We start from the raw sequence: 19099 nt of genomic DNA, 5'->3' as shown, positions 1-19099 counted from the left end.
AACTTGTAATAATTTTTTAGAGGTGCTAAATTTTGAAGAAAAAATTAATTGCTACAGGAATTCTTGCTGGAAGTCTACTATCCTACTCATCTAGTGCATTTGCAAATACTCATAAATTCCAAGATGTTCCTGCATGGGCTGACAAATCCGTTAATTATTTAGTTGATAAAAAAGTATTGAGTGGTTATCCAGATGGAACTTTTGGTTCAAGTGATACATTAGATAGGGCTTCTGCGGCAACAATTATGACAAAGGCCCTTGGTATACATATTGACTTAAATGCAAAACCATCTTTTACAGATTCACAAAACCACTGGGGAACGCCGTATATTGCTGCTGCTGAAAAAGCAGGAATAATTAAAGGTGAAGGAAATGGAATATTTAATCCTTCTGGAAAAGTTACTCGTGCTGCAATGGCAACAATGTTAGTAAATGCATATAAGCTACAAGATAGAACAAATAGTAATGGGCAAAGTAAATTTGATGATTTAAAAGGACATTGGGGTGAAAAATTTGCCAATATTTTAATTGATTTAAAGATTTCTGTTGGTACTGATAATGGTTGGCAACCAAATAAATTCATAACACGTGCAGAAGCCGCACAACTTACTGCCAAAACAGATACCCTTCAATACAGTCCGAAAAACCCTTTAGAAAGTAAAACAATCATTATTGATCCTGGACATGGTGGTGCAGATCCCGGAAAGTCCACAAAAGGATTGCCTGAAAGTAAAATCGTATTAGACACTTCCTTACGCCTACAACAATTGCTCGAAAAACATACACCATTTACAGTTTTACTAACTCGTGAATCTGATACTAGACCTGGACATGACCAAAAAAGCTCTTTACAGGAACGTGTTAAATTTGCTAAGCAAAATGAGGGGGATATCATTAAAAGCATTCATGCAAATGCTTTTAATGGTAATGCAAAAGGGACAGAAACATACTACTATAAATCTTCTGAATCCGAAAAAACAAATCCTCATGTGGAAGAAAGTCGTGTGTTAGCGGAAAAAATTCAAACACGTTTAGTAGAGGCTCTTCAAACACGTGATAGAGGCGTTAAACACGGAGATCTTCATGTTATAAGAGAAAACGACATGCCAGCTGTGTTAACGGAACTGGCTTTTATAGATAATGGTATCGATTACAGTAAACTATCTACGGCAAACGGCAGACAGATTGCAGCAGAAGCCATTTATGAAGGGGTTTTAGATTATTATGAATGGAAAGGAAATAATGTATCTGAATATAGATTGTAATAGGTAAAAGAAAGTTTAGTAATTCTAGGAATATGAAATTTATAAATTGCTAAAGTATAGTTTTGTTATTTGAAATGTGTTTTAGTTTTATAGTGTATACTAGCACCGACTTATTAAGGATTATAAATAAATCGGTGTTTAAGTTAGCGTACTTAATGAATACTATAGAAGTTATGAAGAAAAAAAGATAAATAGATAGGGGCATACACCTACATTCATTATTTTTACGTGAAATTTTAATTTAAAAATAGTTAAGTTATATGATTCAGATGGGCAGTATACAATTAGTTCAAAGAAAACATTCTTTGAACTAATTAGCTATTAAATAAACTTGTTACATAAATAGTTCGTATAACAATAATTGATAGTGTTAAGGACATAGCTGTTCATATTTTTTTGTAATTCCTGTTATGGAATTGTTAAATATTTGCAGGTGTAATGTAAGGCTGCTTTATTTTGAAAGAAATCTTTTGAAATGGTCATAATATGAATAATAATTAGAAACAAATTTTTTAAAAATGATGAAAGACTTAAGAAGGTGAATATATTGCTTAAACATTCACATTTGCAATTTATCTTATTAACAATAGCTCTAATATTCTATATAAGCTTTTGTTTTATATTTTTATTTGTTTTTCCGAATCATTATTTTGTATCAGATTTTAATATCCGACTATCATCCTTAGTTGTTGAAACTACTGTATTTATCTCATTACTTTATTCTATATTATCCGGAAAAATTAAGTTAGGAGTATTCTGGGTTTGCATTACTATTGCAATAGGGTGTTTCTTGATCGGGAATTTTATATCCGCTTTTCAAGTACTTAATGTAGAATTACCGATACAAAATTTTAATATCTCTGATGTGTTTTTGTTGTTTTTCTTATTCTTCTTTCTCTTTGCATTCTTTTATAAAATCATTATGGAATGTAACAAGTGGGAAAAAGCGTATTTAATTTGTGATTTATGTATTGTTGTTACTGCCATTTTTACATTAGAGTGGTACCTGTTTAATAAACCTTCTGCAAATATCTTATTCTTATCAATTGGAGATGTTTTTCTCTCATTTATTTTTCCGATTATAGATTTATTACTTCTTTTATTAGGAGTTAGTCTAATCTTTCGACCAGCTATTTTTAATGCGAAAAGTAAATTATTTATTTTTATTCTCGTATTAACTGGATTGGCTATTACGGACTACTTGTATTTTTACTTACAAGATGATTTGTCAGATCGTTCACTTATATTATTAAGGTGTTTGTATAGAGTTTTCCTATTATTTATCGCTATTGCTGCTTCGATCTCAAAGAATGCATCTTCTAGAAGGAATTATTTCATTATCGATCCCACATTTGGGAAGAAACTTCTTGTTATATTTCCTTATCTTGCAGTTGCGGTATTAATTGGCTTTACTTTAAAAGAGCAAACTTCCTCGGCTACACTTATTACTGGGAATTGTATTGCATTTGTATTTGTGCTGATTCGTCATACTATCGTACGAATGCAAAACAGCGATTTAACCGAAATGTTAAAAGTGTTTAATAATCAATTAGAACAAAAAGTATCTCAAAGAACAGAAGATTTAATAAACAAATCCAATGACTTGGTCAAAAATCAAGAGAGATTTAAGTCATTATATGAGTATCATCCAGATCCTATTTTAACGATTAATTCAAATGGTACTGTGTTAAATATAAACCAGGCTGGAAGTATGTTATTAGGAAAAAACAGTGATGAATTAATAGGTAAAGAGTGCTTCTCGATTTTTTTAGACGAAGATAGATCTGAATTGGAAGCAGCTCTACAGGAAGGGAAACGATGCAGTTCGGCTTCGTTACAATTACGTGTGAAAAATAATAATGAGAAGGACATTCATTTTTGGTACGTCACCATTGTTCCTATTATGATAGAAGGACAAACTTTTGGGAGTTATGTAATGGTAAAAGACATTACGAGAATGAAGAAACAACAAGATGAGATAAACTATCTAGCATTCCACGATACAGTGACGGAGATTGGAAATCGAATATTCTTCCAAAAAGAATTAGAAAAATCCATTGAGCGTGCACGAAAAACGCAGGGTGAATTTGGAATCTTGTATATAGATTTAAATCGTTTTAAGACCATTAACGATACACTGGGACATTCAATTGGTGACAGTGTTTTAAAAGAAGTTGCTAAACGTTTTAGGACATGTCTGTTACCGGCTATTCATCTAGCGAGAATAGGGGGAGATGAGTTTGCGATCATAGTCCATAACCATACAGAGCAACAGCTATTGGATTTGTGTGAAACTCTATTTCGTATAACTGAAGAAGCATTTGTAGTAAATCAGCATAGCTTTTACTTATCTCTTAGTATAGGAATAGCAGTGTATCCGTTTGGAGGAATAAATACTACTACACTTTTACAACATGCTGATATTGCTATGTATAGTGCAAAGGAAAAAGGTAATAATGCTGTTTGCATGTATGACGAGACATTATCAAAAAAAATAACAAGACGATTACGATTAGAACAGGATTTACCGAAGGCATTAGAAAATAATGAGTTGTTTTTATTATATCAACCACAAGCTGACAGTAAGACTGGTATGGTTATTGGTGCAGAGGCTTTAATTCGTTGGCAACATCCAGAACTGGGACTTATTTCTCCTTTTGAATTTATACCTATCGCGGAAGAAACGTCGCAAATTATTCCAATTGGGAAATGGACGTTACAGGAAGCGTGTCGACAACTGAAAAAGTGGCATTCTGCAGGCTATGTAAATCTAAAAATGGGGATAAATTTATCTGCTATAGAGTTTGAACAGAAAGATTTTGTTCAAGCAATCATATCTACCATAGAAGAAGTAGGGGTACCTGCTAGTTCGATTGATTTAGAATTAACTGAGCGGATAGCAATGGTAGACGAAAAAGAAACCTTATCGAAGTTAAAAGCATTAAAATCATATGGTGTACATTTATCAATTGACGATTTTGGCACAGGGTATTCTTCATTAGCATATCTCCCTTTGTATCCAATTGATACCTTAAAAATTCCAAGAGAATTTGTTAATAGGATCGGAAATTCTACTGATGGAAATGAAATTATTCATACCATTATTTCACTAGCACATACTTTAAACATGAAAGTGATCGCAGAAGGGGTAGAAACGAAGGAACAATTAACAGTGTTACAACGTAATGCATGTTATCTAATTCAGGGCTATTACTACAGTAAACCTGTAAGTGAAGATGAATTCATCAAGTTTTTAAGCACAATGTCGCGTCACCTTTTCTAAGAAAACCACAATCTAGATTTGTTTTTTGTTGAAATTATAACAAATAGAGGACAGCAAAGTAACTGTCAAAATGTTTTAGCATTTAATTTGGCTTAATAGGAAATTCTAATGAGCAAAGACCTTATCTGATTTTAGTTTTAGAAAGGAGAGAAGCGGATGGATTCAATATGGCTAGAGTATGCTTGGGCATTGTTAATTTTAATCGGATTAGAAGGATTGTTATCGGCTGACAATGCCCTTGTACTAGCAGTTATAGCCAAGCATTTACCCGAAGAAGAGAAAAAAAGAGCTATAAATTACGGAATTATTATGGCCTTTGTTTTTCGATTCGCAGCCCTTTTTGCTATATCATTTATTGCAAATGTTTGGCAAATACAGGCGATAGGAGCAGCTTATCTTCTTTACTTAGGATTAAAGCATGTCATTCAGGCGCAATTCGGAAAAAATAATCAAAATATTCACAAGGAAGATGAAAAGGAAGCAGCAGGAAAAAGCTACTGGTTCACAGTAGGAAAGATTGCATTAGCTGACCTTGCCTTTGCGATTGATTCAATCTTAGCCGCAGTTGCTCTTGCTCTGGGGCTTCCGGATTCTCCGCTTGACGATTTCGGAGGTATGGATGGAGGACAGTTCATTGTTGTACTTCTTGGAGGGATAGCTGGACTTATTTTAATTAAATTTGCGGCAACTTGGTTTGTACAATTACTGGAGAAACGTCCAGCACTAGAAACAACAGCATATGCAATTGTTGCCTGGGTCGGTGTCAAACTAGCTGTAATTACACTTGCCCATGAGGATATAGGTATTTTAGATCATGATTTTCCACACAGTACAACTTGGACTTTAATCTTCTACGGAGTATTAGTTGCCATCGCACTAATTGGTTGGTTTGCACCGGGAAGTAAGTCATCTCAGAATAATCCTAAAATGTAATACAAAGGTCAGAGCATTATGTGCTTTGTCCTTTGTAATGATAATTATATTGTGTATTTTTCGATTTAACGCTATAATTACAGTGTTAAAGATGGAATCGTGATATGACCTGTTATGAATCTATCATTTTATTTATGAATAAATGGATTGGTATTTTAGCAAGATGTGCTAATAAACTACTCCACCATGATGATAACGTGCCAAAAATGTGGTGCGTATATTTTCGTGGTGGAGTTTTTTTATTCTCAAAAAGGGGGAGTAACCATGAACGACAGCATGGTTCATATTACAATTAACGGCAAAGAGTATAATGCTGAGCCTGGTTCAACTATACTGGGCATTATTAATGAGAACGGAATTGAACATCCACAAATTTGTTATGTGCCGGAAGTGGATCCTATTCAAACGTGTGATACTTGTATTGTAGAAGTTAACGGAAAGCTTGTGCGATCCTGTTCTACTGTAGTGACGAGCGGTATGAATATTGAGCTGTCCTCTACTAGTGCAAAGGCAGCACAATATGAGGCGATGGACCGTTTACTAGAAAATCATTTACTTTACTGTACGGTTTGTGACAACAATAACGGGAATTGTAAACTGCATAATACGGCAGAATTAATGGGAATTGAGCATCAAAAATATCCTTATGAGCCAAAAGTTGATGCAAGCGAAGTTGATATGTCTCATCCATTTTATCGCTATGATCCGAATCAATGTATCGCGTGCGGTCAATGTGTAGAGGTGTGTCAAAACTTACAAGTTAATGAAACGTTATCTATTGATTGGGAGGCAGAGCGCCCACGTGTTATTTGGGATGAAGGAGTAGATATTAACGATTCTTCATGTGTAAGCTGCGGTCAATGTGTAACGATTTGTCCTTGTAATGCTTTAATGGAGAAATCGATGCTCGGTGAAGCTGGATTTATGACTGGGCTGAAGCCGGATATTCTTGAACCTATGGTCGATCTTATTAAAGAGGTTGAACCTGGATATAGCGGTATTTTCGCTGTGTCAGAAGTAGAAGCTGCGATGCGCGACACTCGTACGAAGAAGACGAAAACAGTATGTACGTTTTGTGGTGTAGGTTGTTCATTTGAAGTATGGACGAAAGGGCGCAAAATTTTAAAGGTGCAACCAACTTCTGAGGCACCAGTTAATGCAATTTCTACTTGTGTAAAAGGAAAATTCGGTTGGGATTTCGTTAATTCTGAAAAACGACTTACGAAACCTTTAATTCGTAAAAATGGAGTGTTCATTGAATCGACTTGGGAAGAAGCGCTTCATGTAGTGGCGAATAAATTGGGCTCTATTAAAGAAAAGTACGGTAAAGGCTCTATCGGCTTTATTTCTTCTTCTAAAATTACGAATGAAGATAATTATGTTATTCAAAAGTTAGCGCGTCAAGTGTTCGAAACGAATAACGTTGATAACTGCTCACGTTATTGTCAATCACCAGCGACAGATGGATTGTTCCGTACAATTGGTATGGGCGGAGATGCAGGGACGATTAAAGATATCGCACAATCGGGTCTTGTTATTATCGTTGGTTGTAATCCAACAGAAGGTCACCCAGTATTAGCAACTCGTGTGAAACGTGCGCATAAACTTCACGGTCAAAAACTAATTGTTGCAGATCTTCGTAAAACTGAAATGGCAGAGCGTTCGGATATCTTTATTAGTCCAAAGCAAGGAACGGACCAAGTATGGTTAATGGCTGTTACGAAATATATGATTGATCAAGGTTGGCACGATCAGCAGTTCATCGATGAGAATGTAAACTTCTTTGATGATTTCAAAGATAGTCTCGCGGAATATACGCTTGAATATGCAGAAGAGATTACAGGTATTTCAAAAGAAACGCTCGTTAAAATGGCAGAAATGATTCGTGATGCAGATGGTACGTGTATTCTTTGGGGAATGGGGGTAACGCAAAATACTGGTGGTTCAGATACTTCCGCTGCAATTTCAAACTTACTTCTTGCAACAGGAAACTATCGTCGTCCAGGTGCTGGAGCATACCCGCTTCGAGGTCATAATAACGTACAAGGTGCTTGTGATATGGGGACACTTCCAGGCTGGCTTCCAGGATATCAGCACGTTACTGACGATGTAGAACGTGCGAAATTTGAAATAGCTTACGGAGTAAAAATTGATAACAAACCAGGTCTTAATAACATTGAAATGCTTCACGCAATTGATGAAGGGAAAATGAAAGCTATGTATCTTGTTGGAGAAGATATGGCTCTTGTAGACTCTAACGCAAATCACGTACATGAAGTGTTATCAAGCCTTGAATTCTTTGTCGTTCAAGATGTGTTCCTTTCTAAAACAGCTCAATACGCTGATGTAGTATTACCAGCAGCGCCATCTCTTGAGAAAGAAGGTACTTTTACAAATACTGAGCGTCGTGTACAAAGATTATATCAAGTGCTTCCAACGCTAGGAGATGCGAAACCAGACTGGTGGATCGTGCAGGCAATTGCTAATAAGTTAGGCGCAAACTGGAATTATAATCATCCAAGTGAAATCTTTGCTGAAATGGCAAGCTTATCACCACTATTCGCACACGCAAACTATGAAGTGCTTGAAGGGTGGAACAGTTTCCACTGGGGAAGTTTTGATGGAACGAATACGCCGCTGCTATTTAAAGATGGATTTAACTTCCCGGACAAAAAAGCTCGTTTTGCGATAGCTGATTGGGTACGTCCTGCTGCATTCCCAGCAGAATACGATCTTCACATTAATAACGGTCGTATGCTTGAACATTTCCATGAAGGGAACATGACAAATAAATCAACTGGTATTCAATCGAAAGTACCAGGTGTTTTCGTTGAAGTTTCTCCAGAGTTAGCAAGGGAACGTGGAGTGAAAACTGGTTCGTTAGTACGTCTTGTTTCTCCATTCGGAGCACTTAAATTACGTGCACTCGTAACGGATCGTGTAAAAGCGAATGAGCTGTATTTACCGATGAACTCGACAGACAATGAAACGGCGATTAATTTCTTAACAGGTCCTGCGGTCGATCAACGTACGAATACGCCTGCATATAAACAAACGAAAGTGCGTATGGAAGTGTTACAAGTAGAAGGTGAAAATCCGATGCCAAAAACGAACCCGCGTAATAAAAAGCGTCATCCTCAAAACGGCATTGAGGTAAATCGCAAGTGGGCTCGTCCAGGATACGTACACTTAACGGATAAAGTGAAACTTTAATCAGGTGGGGGTTCTTTATCCCCTACTGATTATTAGCCTTCACCAATCGGGCTTTTATGGGCAGCCCAACCCCCACCTAACTTCTTGGCTTTCATTGAATTTTGAGGTAGGGGTCTTACTGCCCGCAAATAGCGGGATAAATAGGGAGGAGAAAAGGATATGGCGGCACCTATTCAAGCAATCCAAAAGCAGGAGCTAACTGAGGAAGAACGAAAACAACAAAAACTCGAAGATTTAAAAGAACTTCTAGCTAATAATGAAGAAGCTTTAAATCAAATGTTTAATATAGTAGGTGAACTAAATGACATTGGGATGCTAGAAGCTGCAAATTCTATGCTGAAAGCGAAAGAACCAATCGCAAAAATTGTTCTAGGTCAAGTCACCCGTGAACCAGTTACAAATTTAATTAATAATATGATGGGCGCTGCAGGAGCTTTAACAGAACTTGATCCGGAACTTACGAAAAAGCTTATAGGTAGCGTATTGACAGGTATGGATGAAGGAAACCAGCATCTGCAAAGCAATAAAAAAGTAGGAATATTAGACCTTATGAAAGTACTGAAAGACCCAGATATTAATCGTGCTATCGGATTTGGTCTTCATTTCTTAAAAGGTATGGGTAAAGGGTTAAAAGAAGAATAGATAAGCAACAATAATAGTATTTCATATGTTGTTTGCGTACTTGAGATAATTGTAAAAGGTGATCCATTTCGTCTCATTATTAAATAGTTTAGGCGAAATGGTCATTTTGTTAAAATAGTTGTGATGGAATAACTAGGAAGGAATGAGAGTATGTCAAAAATGGTACATGAATTTAATGATATGATCCGAAAGCTTCGAAAAGAGTTGTTCGGGAAAGGACCGGAAAGAATTCATACTGTATTTACCGAGAACATGGCTATTGCAACACTTTATGGGAATTTAACACCTACTGAGAAATTTATTTCGGGAACTACGGATGGGGCGGAAATGGTTCATATGGCTCGAACGAAAATGATTCAAGAAGTGTATGTGGCTAATCCTCATGAACATTTAGAAGAACTTGTTGGTGCGAAGTTAGTTCATCTGTTTTCTGATATGAAAGTAGATGAAGATATTGCAGTTTCCGTGTTTGTTTTTGATAAAAATATAACGTGAGAGAAGGATGCTCATCGTGAAATCGATTCAGGTGGAACGGAAAATTTTCAAATATGAGCAAGGGGAATTTAAATATATAGAGGATAGCATTGTAACAGAGTTTCCTGTTACGGTTAAAATTAACGGCCAGGAATTTGTTACAATGGTTAGTACTCCAGAGTATATTGAAGATATGGTAATTGGCTTTTTAGCCTCTGAAGGCATTATCCGAAAGTATGAAGATATTGATGAAATATGGATGCAAGAAAAAGAAGGCTATGTACATGTAAAAACGACGAAAATCAATCCTTATTATCGTGACATACAAAACAAACGTTATATTACTTCGTGCTGTGGAATGAGTAGGCAAGGGTTTGTTTTTGCGAACGATGCGCTGACTGCGAAAGAAATGAAGGATATTCGCGTGGAAATCTCTGCCGAGGATTGTTTTCGGTTAATGAATGATATGCAGCAATCTGCGTCTACGTTTCAACATACAGGCGGCGTTCATAATGCAGCTTTATGTGATGTGAGTGGAATTGTTTTAAGCCGCATGGATATAGGAAGACATAACGCTTTAGATAAAATTTACGGCTATTGTTTAAAAAATAACATTTCGATTGGTGATAAAATTATTGTTTTTAGCGGACGTATCTCTTCTGAAATTCTATTAAAAGTTGCGAAAATTGGCTGTGAAGTAATATTGTCAAAATCAGCTCCAACTGAGTTAGCATTAGAGCTAGCGGAGCAGTTAGGGATTACTACAATAGGCTTCATTCGTAATAAATCTTTAAATGTATATACGCATCCAGAGCGGATTGTAAATATAAATAAGTAGAAACGAGGCAATAAATATGAAATCTGTTACATTAGACAAATTGGATCGTCCTTTAAAGGACTTGCGTATTTCTGTTACTGATCGTTGTAATTTTCGCTGTCGATATTGTATGCCGGAGGAAATATTTGGTCGTGATTATTCTTTTTTGTCTAATGATAAAATTTTATCTTTTGATGAAATTGAAAGGATTACACGTATTTTCGTTTCTTTAGGTGTAAGAAAGTTACGCATTACTGGGGGAGAGCCTTTACTTCGAAAAGGCCTACCTGAACTCATACAACGGTTAAACGAAATTGACGGAGTAGAGGATATTGGTTTAACGACAAATGGATCATTACTTAAAAAGTTTGCTCCAGATTTATATAAGGCGGGTTTATCTCGTGTGACAGTTAGTTTAGACTCGTTAAATGAAGAGAGATTTTCTTATTTAAATGGGAATAGAAGTAAAGTAAAAACGGTTCTTGCAGGAATACAGGCTGCGGCGGAAGCCGGAATGAAAATTAAAATGAACATGGTTGTTCAAAAAGGGAAAAATGAACAAGACATCGTTCAGATGGCAGAGTACTTTAAAGAGAATAAGCATATCCTTCGGTTCATTGAATATATGGATGTCGGAAATTTTAACGGCTGGGAATTAGGCGAAGTAGTTTCTAAGCAAGAAATAGTAGAGATGATTCATAAAGTTATGCCGCTTGAACGTATTGAAGCGAACTATCTTGGTGAAGTTGCGACACGTTATCGCTATATCGGTAGTGATGAAGAAATAGGAATTATTTCATCTGTAACAGATTCGTTCTGTTCATCATGTACAAGAGCACGTATTTCCGCAGAAGGGAAATTGTATACTTGTTTGTTTGCTTCTAAAGGAAACGATCTTAAAGAATTACTTCGTACTGGATATACGGATGAGGAGATTACTAATGTTATTCGTGACATTTGGAATAATCGTTCAGACCGTTATTCAGATGAACGGTTAAGCGATACGAATAAAAAAATAATGCCGAAAATTGAAATGTCTCATATCGGTGGCTGAGAAACTACTATGAATATGGATTCTCTTTGTTAACGTAAATAGTGGGAAATGTGCAAGTTTTGTACACTTTCTATGAGTATAGTAAAAATGATGATTGATATTTCTGTAAGAGATATGCAGAGAGATTAAGCAGCATTCAAAAATCCTTACGATGGTAAGGGTTTTTGGTGCTGCTTTTTTTAGATGAGAAAAATGGAGGAATTGGTTATGGCATTTCATAAACCGGAACAAATTGCTGCGCTTGTGATTGAATCCGGTGTTCAAAAGGTAAGGCAACCGCTATCAGCTATGCTTATCCTTGGTTTTTTAGGAGGAGCATTCATTTCGATAGGATTTTTACTTAATATTCGTGTTCTCGGTAATGTACCGGAGCAATGGGGAAGTTTAGTTAATTTTATAGGAGGAGCGGTTTTTCCTATCGGACTGATGCTAGTTGTGTTAACAGGAGGAGAATTAATTACGGGAAATATGATGTCAATGTCTATGGCACTTTATGCACGGAAAATTTCATTGAAACATGTGTTACACAATTGGGCCTGGATTACTTTAACTAACTTTGTAGGTGCACTTTTCGTAGCGTATTGTTTCGGTCATCTTGGCGGGTTAACTGAGGGAGCGTATTTAAATAAAACGATAGCGATAGCTCAAGATAAGTTACATGAATCTTTTGGGAGAACGTTAATTTTAGCAATTGGCTGTAACTGGCTCGTTTGCCTTGCGATTTGGTTAGCATACGGAACGAACGATTTAATTGGGAAGATTGTTGGAATTTGGATTCCGATTATGGCATTTGTCGTAATTGGATTTCAACAAGTAGTAGCAAATATGTTTGTCATTTCAGCCGTGATTTTTGCGGGTCACCTTACGTGGATGGATCTTGCGAAAAACTTTGTGCCTGTCTTTATCGGAAATGTAATTGGCGGAGCGGGATTTGTTGGATTCGCTTATTTTTCTTGTTATCAGAAACAAAGTGCTATCGAAGAAGATGTATTGAAAAAATAACAGTATATGAAGCTGATTTTTACATGAAAGGAAGGTTACCTCATGATAGAGCGGTATTCACGACAACAGTTGTTCACTCCTATTGGAAAAGAAGGGCAAGAGAAGATTAGAAATAAGCATGTATTAATAATAGGGGCAGGTGCGTTAGGAAGTGCAAGTGCAGAGGCGTTTGTACGTGCAGGTATCGGGAAATTAACGATTATTGATCGCGATTACGTAGAATGGAGCAATTTACAGCGGCAACAACTTTACGCTGAACAAGATGCGATAGAAAAATTGCCAAAAGCAATTGCAGCGCAGAATCGTCTCAAACAAATTAATTCAGACGTGCAAATTCAAGCTCTTGTAATGGATGCAAGAGTAGATAATATGGAAGCTTTACTAGGTGGTGTCGATGTCATTATTGATGCAACAGATAATTTCGATATTCGGTTCGTGATTAATGAAACATCACAAAAATACAATATCCCTTGGATTTACGGTTCTTGTGTCGGAAGTTATGGCATGAGCTATACAATTATTCCGAAGAAAACACCGTGCTTACATTGCGTGTTGAAAAGTGTTCCTGTTACAGGGGCGACATGTGACACAGTTGGAATTATTAGTCCAGCTGTTCAAATCGTCGCAGCGTATCAAGTAGCAGAAGCATTCAAAATTTTAGTAGAAGATTATACAGCAATTAGAAAAACTTTTTTAATGTTTGATATATGGAGTAATCAACATCATTCTCTCAAACTAGGAAAAATCAAAACAGAAGACTGTCCTTCGTGCGGAACAAATAGAACTTATCCTTATTTATCATACGAAAATCAAACGAAGACAGCTGTGTTATGCGGAAGAAATACAGTTCAAATTAGACCGGCGCATAATAGTCATTACGACTTTGACGAGTTAGAAAAAGTATTGAAAAACCACGGGAAAGTTGATCGGAATCCATATTTGCTCTCTTGCCAATTAGAAGAGTATCGCATCGTCATTTTTCAAGATGGGCGTGTATTTATTCACGGAACGAATGAAATTCAAAAAGCGAAACAACTATACTATCGGTTATTAGGATAATAGAGAGGGATTGGTAATGATGGAAAGAAGAGTGCCAATTACAGTTGAAGAGGCTGTTCATAAAGTGATGGCATTTGCTAATTGTGGTGTAAAAGAACTAGTACCACTGGAATTAGCATACGGACGGACGTTAGCAGACGATTTAGTAGCTGATCACGATGTTCCTTCCTTCGATCGCTCGCCATATGATGGATTTGCTATTAGGGCAGAAGATACGTCGCGGGCAAGTCGTGAGAATCCAATTGTATTTGAAGTCATCGGTGAAATTGGAGCAGGTTCTGTATTCCATAAAGAAGTAGAAGCGTTTCAAGCAGTTCGAATTATGACAGGCGCACAAATTCCGAAAGGATGTAACGCGGTCGTCATGCTAGAACTCACTCGTCATCGTCAATATGAAAATATCGGAAAAAGCTATATGGAAGTGAGGCGCTCATTTAAAGAAGGGGACAATATATCCTTTCAAGGTGAAGATGCACGTAAAGGAACCGTTCTCGCAAAAAGAGGTTGTTACATTAATCCAGGTATTTCTGCTCTTCTTGCTACATTCGGTTATAGCGAAGTGCCAGTAGCGAAAAAGCCCATAATTGGACTATTAGCGACTGGGAGTGAACTTCTCGATGTAAATGAAGAACTACAACCTGGGAAAATCCGAAATAGTAATACGTATATGATATCGTCTCAAATTCGAAGAGCAGGTGGAAGAGTAAAATACTTCGGGAAGTTTAGCGACGATTTGAATACGTGCTACGAGGCAGTGAAAAAAGCGTTAAGCGAAGTGGATATGTTAATTACAACTGGTGGTGTTTCGGTAGGCGACTATGACTATTTGCCAGCTATATACGAAAAATTAGGCGCATCAGTTCTTTTTAATAAAGTAGCCATGCGGCCGGGTAGCGTCACGACTGTAGCGCAATTAAACGGAAAATTATTATTTGGATTATCAGGTAATCCATCTGCTTGTTACGTAGGCTTTGAATTATTCGTAAAACCTAGCATTCGTGCGTATATGTTTAGCGAAAAACCACATGTAAAACGAGAAAAAGCAATGCTCGGAGAAGACTTTCTAAAACCTAATCCATTTACAAGATTTGTACGAGGTAAGCTGAAGTATAACGAAGGACAACTAATCGCTTATCCATCAGGATTTGATAAATCTAGTTCCGTTTCTTCATTAGCAGAATCAAACATTTTTATCGTCCTACAGGGCGGAACGAGAGGATATAAGAAAGGGATGTTTGTAGACATTCTTTTATTAGAAGATAACGAAGGTAGTGAATGGCCTTGGACATTCCGTAAAGTGGGGAGAGGTTTTGATGGGACAAGCACTATTTGAAATTGTCGATAATCGGATTGTAGTTGAAGAAGTAACGAATAAAGTAGCAAGACGAGAAGCAGGAGCAATTACAACTTTTATTGGAACAGTAAGGGAATTAACGAAAGGAAAACGAACGTTACATCTTGAGTATGAAGCATATAAACCGATGGCGGTAAAAAAGCTTACTGCAATTGGAGAAGAAATTAAGAAAAAGTGGCCGGATGCGAAAATAGCAATTACGCACCGAGTAGGAAGACTAGAAATAATGGATATTGCAGTTGTCATTGCAGTATCGTCGCCGCATCGTAAAGTAGCGTACGAAGCGAATGAATACGCAATTGAACGTATAAAGAGAATCGTCCCAATTTGGAAAAAAGAATTTTGGGAAGATGGAACGGAGTGGATTGGTGATCAACTTGAAAATACTCCCTATCCAGAAGGAAAACCAAAGAAAGAAGAATGAGAGAATGATTACAATTTTATTGTTCGCAAATTTACGAGAAGAAGTCGGCTCAGAGAGATTAGTAATGATAGAAAAACGAGAGATGAATGTTCATCAATTGAAAAAATGGTTGAAAGAAAACTATCACTTACAGACGCTAGATAAAGTTATGGTGGCAATTAATGAAGAATTTGTAACGGACGAAGATATTGTAAGAGCTGGAGATACCGTCGCGTTTATCCCGCCTGTAAGTGGAGGGTAATTTTTTTATTCGAGTATTAAATCTTTCATACGTTAAGGAGGATCATTATGAGTGAATTTTCGCACTGGAATGAAGAGGGCAGAGCCAAAATGGTTGATATCTCTCAAAAGGATATTTCAACACGCACAGCTGTTGCGCAAAGTACGATTTCTTTATCAAATGAATTATTTGAGGAAATTCAAAGTGGTGGATTGAAAAAAGGAGACCCGCTCCAAGTAGCGCAAGTTGCTGGCATAATCGGTGCTAAAAAAACATCCGATATTATTCCGATGTGTCATCCGATATTAATCCAAGGAACAGACTTTACGTTTCATTATGAAAAGAAAACCGATGGCTATGAATTAATGATACGAGCTACAGTGAAATGTAGTGGGAAAACAGGTGTAGAAATGGAAGCATTAAATGCCGTATCGATTGCCGCCCTTACTTTTTACGATATGTGTAAAGCAGTTGATAAAACGATGGTCATGAAAGAAACGTATTTAGTGCAAAAAACGGGTGGGAAAAGCGGAGACTTTTTCCATCAGGTGAAATGACTATAATGGAAGGAATGTGTATGATGATTACTCACGAACAAATTATGAATGCTTTAAGCCATGTAGAAGATCCGGAGTTGCACAAGAGTATTGTGGAATTAAATATGGTCAGAAATATAAAGATAGATGGTACAGAGGTTGGGCTAGAAGTAGTTTTAACGATACAAGGTTGTCCGCTAAAGGCGAAAATTCAACAAGATATTGAAGACTCTCTTCGAAATATTGGTGCATCGAAAGTGTCTTTAACATTTGGTTCAATGACACCGGAAGAACGAGCGGCATTAACAGCGTCTTTAAAGAAAGAAGCTAGAACAGAAACTGGAATGCCTAGTATGCTTCGACCTGATTCAGGAGTACGTTTTATTACTGTAACGAGCGGAAAAGGAGGAGTTGGTAAATCAACTGTGACGATTAACCTTGCTACTGCGTTAGCAAGTATGGGGAAAAAGGTTGGCATTTTAGATGCAGATATATACGGATTCAGTATCCCAGCTATGATGGAAACGAATGAAAAACCAACAATGATCGATCAAACAGCAATTCCAGTCGTTAGTCACGGTGTTAAAATTATGTCGATGGGATTCTTCACAGAAGGAAACAACCCAGTTATGTGGCGCGGACCGATGTTAAACAAATGGATTCAAAACTTCCTTGCGAATACGCACTGGGGAGAATTAGACTATCTTCTTCTAGATTTACCACCTGGAACAGGAGACGTTGCGATAGATGTCGCAGCGATGATTCCACAGGCGAAAGAAATTATCGTTACGACACCTCATAACGTAGCTTCATTTGTCGCGTCTAGAGTAGGAGTAATGGCGAAACATACGAAACACGACATTTTAGGTATCGTTGAAAATATGGCATATTACGAAGAGCAAGATGGCTCAAGAAACTACCTCTTCGGAAAAGGCGGTGGTGAAATGTTAGCAGAACAACTGCAAACAGAAGTAATCGCCCAAATACCGTTTGCAAAACGTGAAGAAAATAATGGCTCATGTGTGTATGATGAAGATTCGCTCGTTGGGGAGATATTTGCTTCTTTAGCGGAGGATCTCATTTATAACGGATAGGTTGATATAAAAGTGGGATGCATAGCACGTATGTATCCCGCTTTTTATTTTTTGTAGAGTTATTTCAATAGTTTTAAAGGTTATATTTAAGACTGCAATAACTTCGAAACTATTTGTGGAATTTGATTTGCTTGAGAAACCATACTCGTACTAAGAGCAACATTCATACGTTTCTGATTTTCATACAATGACTGCCTAGCATTCATACTTAAAACATTCGTACCAATACGCATAATAGACACTTCATATAGATTTATATAGTCGATGTTCCAGAGCTAATAAATGGCTATGAAGAGAAAAAGGACTTATGCTCATTTCCTGTTTGTATTTTAACATGGGAGGGGATCCAGATAGGCACTGACCGCTTCTACGCACCACGGATGCTCTCTTCCGCCTAAAAAAAGAAAGGTTTTACAAATAATTCATTTATATAGAAAAAATAAACCTCTCCGCAAGCAGAGAGGTTTATTCATGAAGCTAAATCAAATGGCTTATTGTAATAATTTAGAAACCATTTGTGGAGTTTGGTTTGCTTGAGAAAGCATGCTGATACCAGCTTCGTTCAAGATTTTGAACTTAGTCATTTCAGACATTTCTTTCGCCATGTCAGCGTCTTCGATTTGAGAAGCAGCTGAAGCCATAGAAGAAGATTGGCTCTTAAGGTTGTTTACGTTAAAGTCAAGACGGTTTAATGTAGCACCTAGAGTTGCACGGTTAGATGCGATACTTTCTAATGCAGCATCAATTGAAGCGATTGCATTAGAAGCGTCTGATGTTTCTTTTTTATAAGCAGTATCTTTAGCAAATTTAGATGTATCAGTTGTAAGTGCATCACCAATTGCTTTTGCATTATCAAGTGTTTGGCCACCAACAGCATCAAATTTTTCTAAAGCTTTTTCAATAGTTTCGACTTCTTTAGAATCTAAGAATCCTTTTACTTTATCAAAACCTGCTTTGAAGCTTGCTACGTTAGCGACAGCATCAGTTAAGTCTTTAGCAACAACAGACTTTGTATCAATAGCAGCTAATTTACCAGCAGCAGTTTTTGTATCAGTGTGTGCAGTACCAAGCGCTTTAATATCTTCGTCTGTCATTTTAAGGTTTGCTGTAGTAGTTCCTTCAATGTCTAAATTATCAAGCTTTAGTTCTTTAGTAGAAACATTAGCTAATTGAATATTCATCTGTTTGTTTGTATCTGCGTTATCCAACGTTTGAATTGAGATAGTTTTATTTGAACCATCTAATAATTTTTTATCGTTGAATTCAGTATTTGTCGAGATGTAATCAATTTGCTGTTTTAATGCACTGAATTCTTTATCTAAAGCTGCTTGGTTTTTATCTGTATTCGTACCATTTGCAGATTGGTTTGCAAGGTCACGCATACGAAGTAAGATGTTAGATACTGAGTTCATTGCTGAGTCAGCTGTACGGATTAATGACATACCGTCTTGTGTGTTGTTAGCTGCTACTCCTAAACCGTTTTCACGAGCACGCATACGAGTTGCGATTGCAAGACCTGCTGCATCGTCAGAAGCGTTGTTGATACGTTTACCGCTTGACAAACGGTCCATAGCGTTGCTCATTTTTGTTTGGTTTTGGCGCATGTACTCTTGCGTACGCATGCTATTAATATTTGTATTGATTCTCATGTTAAGAACCCCCATTTTTTTATATTGACTTTTCTGCAAATTGAAAAACGGTAATATGCGAAAAAATCGATTTCGAGATT

18 protein-coding genes are annotated in these 19099 nt (G+C 36.8%); 16 read left to right on the top strand and 2 right to left on the bottom strand.

Annotated elements, in window-relative coordinates:
- Window positions 1-32 precede the first annotated feature (32 nt).
- From ABH960_RS09475 to ABH960_RS09400, 16 genes are all read left to right on the top strand, one after another.
- Window positions 33-1265 (top strand): N-acetylmuramoyl-L-alanine amidase, encoded by a 1233-nt coding sequence (locus tag ABH960_RS09475; RefSeq protein ID WP_404444676.1) that lies wholly within the window; start codon window positions 33-35, stop codon window positions 1263-1265.
- A 547-nt stretch (window positions 1266-1812) separates the two neighbouring features.
- Window positions 1813-4548, top strand: a complete 2736-nt coding sequence (locus ABH960_RS09470) for a sensor domain-containing protein (protein WP_404444673.1) — start codon at window positions 1813-1815, stop codon at window positions 4546-4548.
- A 156-nt stretch (window positions 4549-4704) separates the two neighbouring features.
- Complete coding sequence (locus ABH960_RS09465) at window positions 4705-5481, top strand: TerC family protein (protein ID WP_002086470.1); 777 nt, start codon at window positions 4705-4707, stop codon at window positions 5479-5481.
- A 104-nt stretch (window positions 5482-5585) separates the two neighbouring features.
- Complete coding sequence (locus ABH960_RS09460) at window positions 5586-5777, top strand: hypothetical protein (RefSeq protein ID WP_002158491.1); 192 nt, start codon at window positions 5586-5588, stop codon at window positions 5775-5777.
- Complete coding sequence (gene fdhF / locus ABH960_RS09455) at window positions 5746-8694, top strand: formate dehydrogenase subunit alpha (protein ID WP_404444669.1); 2949 nt, start codon at window positions 5746-5748, stop codon at window positions 8692-8694. Before ABH960_RS09460 ends, fdhF begins: the two co-directional genes overlap by 32 nt.
- 159 nt (window positions 8695-8853) lie before the next feature.
- On the top strand, window positions 8854-9336 hold the full coding sequence (locus ABH960_RS09450) for a helical membrane plugin domain-containing protein (protein ID WP_061675184.1): 483 nt from the start codon (window positions 8854-8856) through the stop codon (window positions 9334-9336).
- 150 nt (window positions 9337-9486) lie between these two features.
- Complete coding sequence (locus ABH960_RS09445; RefSeq protein ID WP_002012015.1) at window positions 9487-9831, top strand: Na-translocating system protein MpsC family protein; 345 nt, start codon at window positions 9487-9489, stop codon at window positions 9829-9831.
- A gap of 16 nt (window positions 9832-9847) precedes the next feature.
- Window positions 9848-10648, top strand: coding sequence for a formate dehydrogenase accessory sulfurtransferase FdhD (gene fdhD / locus ABH960_RS09440; protein ID WP_078178248.1), 801 nt, complete (start codon window positions 9848-9850; stop codon window positions 10646-10648).
- Between the two features lie 16 nt (window positions 10649-10664).
- Window positions 10665-11681 (top strand): GTP 3',8-cyclase MoaA, encoded by a 1017-nt coding sequence (moaA, locus tag ABH960_RS09435; RefSeq protein ID WP_078178247.1) that lies wholly within the window; start codon window positions 10665-10667, stop codon window positions 11679-11681.
- Window positions 11682-11888: 207 nt separating this feature from the next.
- The gene (locus tag ABH960_RS09430; protein ID WP_002126614.1) at window positions 11889-12683 is read left to right on the top strand and encodes a formate channel; all 795 of its coding nucleotides are present in this window, start codon (window positions 11889-11891) and stop codon (window positions 12681-12683) included.
- Between the two features lie 42 nt (window positions 12684-12725).
- Window positions 12726-13742, top strand: a complete 1017-nt coding sequence (locus tag ABH960_RS09425; protein ID WP_404444663.1) for a molybdopterin-synthase adenylyltransferase MoeB — start codon at window positions 12726-12728, stop codon at window positions 13740-13742.
- A gap of 19 nt (window positions 13743-13761) precedes the next feature.
- On the top strand, window positions 13762-15075 hold the full coding sequence (locus ABH960_RS09420; protein WP_404444770.1) for a molybdopterin molybdotransferase MoeA: 1314 nt from the start codon (window positions 13762-13764) through the stop codon (window positions 15073-15075).
- Window positions 15056-15520 carry a molybdenum cofactor biosynthesis protein MoaE gene (locus ABH960_RS09415; protein WP_050000168.1) on the top strand — a complete coding sequence of 155 codons (465 nt, stop codon included), beginning with the start codon at window positions 15056-15058 and terminating at the stop codon, window positions 15518-15520. Before ABH960_RS09420 ends, ABH960_RS09415 begins: the two co-directional genes overlap by 20 nt.
- Window positions 15521-15524: 4 nt before the next feature.
- Window positions 15525-15761: a molybdopterin converting factor subunit 1 gene (moaD, locus tag ABH960_RS09410; RefSeq protein ID WP_088045785.1), complete on the top strand. Its 237-nt coding sequence runs from the start codon at window positions 15525-15527 to the stop codon at window positions 15759-15761.
- 47 nt (window positions 15762-15808) lie between these two features.
- Window positions 15809-16297, top strand: a complete 489-nt coding sequence (moaC, locus tag ABH960_RS09405) for a cyclic pyranopterin monophosphate synthase MoaC (RefSeq protein ID WP_404444659.1) — start codon at window positions 15809-15811, stop codon at window positions 16295-16297.
- 20 nt (window positions 16298-16317) lie between these two features.
- Window positions 16318-17370, top strand: coding sequence for a P-loop NTPase (locus tag ABH960_RS09400; protein WP_404444767.1), 1053 nt, complete (start codon window positions 16318-16320; stop codon window positions 17368-17370).
- An 86-nt stretch (window positions 17371-17456) separates the two neighbouring features.
- Here the strand turns inward: ABH960_RS09400 and ABH960_RS29550 are convergent, their stop codons facing one another.
- Both ABH960_RS29550 and ABH960_RS09390 read right to left on the bottom strand, forming a co-directional pair.
- Entirely contained in the window at window positions 17457-17603 is a 147-nt protein-coding gene (locus tag ABH960_RS29550) for a hypothetical protein (protein ID WP_483862326.1), read from the bottom strand.
- 258 nt (window positions 17604-17861) lie between these two features.
- Window positions 17862-19019: a flagellin N-terminal helical domain-containing protein gene (locus ABH960_RS09390; protein WP_215561029.1), complete on the bottom strand. Its 1158-nt coding sequence runs from the start codon at window positions 19017-19019 to the stop codon at window positions 17862-17864.
- Window positions 19020-19099 lie beyond the last annotated feature (80 nt).

Origin of the sequence: Bacillus sp. RC252, from assembly GCF_044909215.1 — a bacterium.
GTDB lineage: Bacteria > Bacillota > Bacilli > Bacillales > Bacillaceae_G > Bacillus_A > Bacillus_A mycoides.
The sequence above is the reverse complement of the archived record's forward strand: the minus strand, read 5'-3'. Positions and strand labels throughout refer to the sequence as shown.

Coding starts and splice junctions, on each gene's coding strand:
- ABH960_RS09465 (WP_002086470.1), top strand. CDS start 4,705: ATGGATTCAATATGGCTAGAGTATGCTTGGGCATTGTTAATTTTAATC.
- ABH960_RS09460 (WP_002158491.1), top strand. CDS start 5,586: ATGACCTGTTATGAATCTATCATTTTATTTATGAATAAATGGATTGGT.
- fdhF (WP_404444669.1), top strand. CDS start 5,746: ATGAACGACAGCATGGTTCATATTACAATTAACGGCAAAGAGTATAAT.
- ABH960_RS09450 (WP_061675184.1), top strand. CDS start 8,854: ATGGCGGCACCTATTCAAGCAATCCAAAAGCAGGAGCTAACTGAGGAA.
- ABH960_RS09445 (WP_002012015.1), top strand. CDS start 9,487: ATGTCAAAAATGGTACATGAATTTAATGATATGATCCGAAAGCTTCGA.
- moaA (WP_078178247.1), top strand. CDS start 10,665: ATGAAATCTGTTACATTAGACAAATTGGATCGTCCTTTAAAGGACTTG.
- ABH960_RS09430 (WP_002126614.1), top strand. CDS start 11,889: ATGGCATTTCATAAACCGGAACAAATTGCTGCGCTTGTGATTGAATCC.
- ABH960_RS09425 (WP_404444663.1), top strand. CDS start 12,726: ATGATAGAGCGGTATTCACGACAACAGTTGTTCACTCCTATTGGAAAA.
- ABH960_RS09420 (WP_404444770.1), top strand. CDS start 13,762: ATGGAAAGAAGAGTGCCAATTACAGTTGAAGAGGCTGTTCATAAAGTG.
- ABH960_RS09415 (WP_050000168.1), top strand. CDS start 15,056: ATGGGACAAGCACTATTTGAAATTGTCGATAATCGGATTGTAGTTGAA.
- moaD (WP_088045785.1), top strand. CDS start 15,525: ATGATTACAATTTTATTGTTCGCAAATTTACGAGAAGAAGTCGGCTCA.
- moaC (WP_404444659.1), top strand. CDS start 15,809: ATGAGTGAATTTTCGCACTGGAATGAAGAGGGCAGAGCCAAAATGGTT.
- ABH960_RS09400 (WP_404444767.1), top strand. CDS start 16,318: ATGATGATTACTCACGAACAAATTATGAATGCTTTAAGCCATGTAGAA.
- ABH960_RS29550 (WP_483862326.1), bottom strand. CDS start 17,603: ATGCGTATTGGTACGAATGTTTTAAGTATGAATGCTAGGCAGTCATTG.
- ABH960_RS09390 (WP_215561029.1), bottom strand. CDS start 19,019: ATGAGAATCAATACAAATATTAATAGCATGCGTACGCAAGAGTACATG.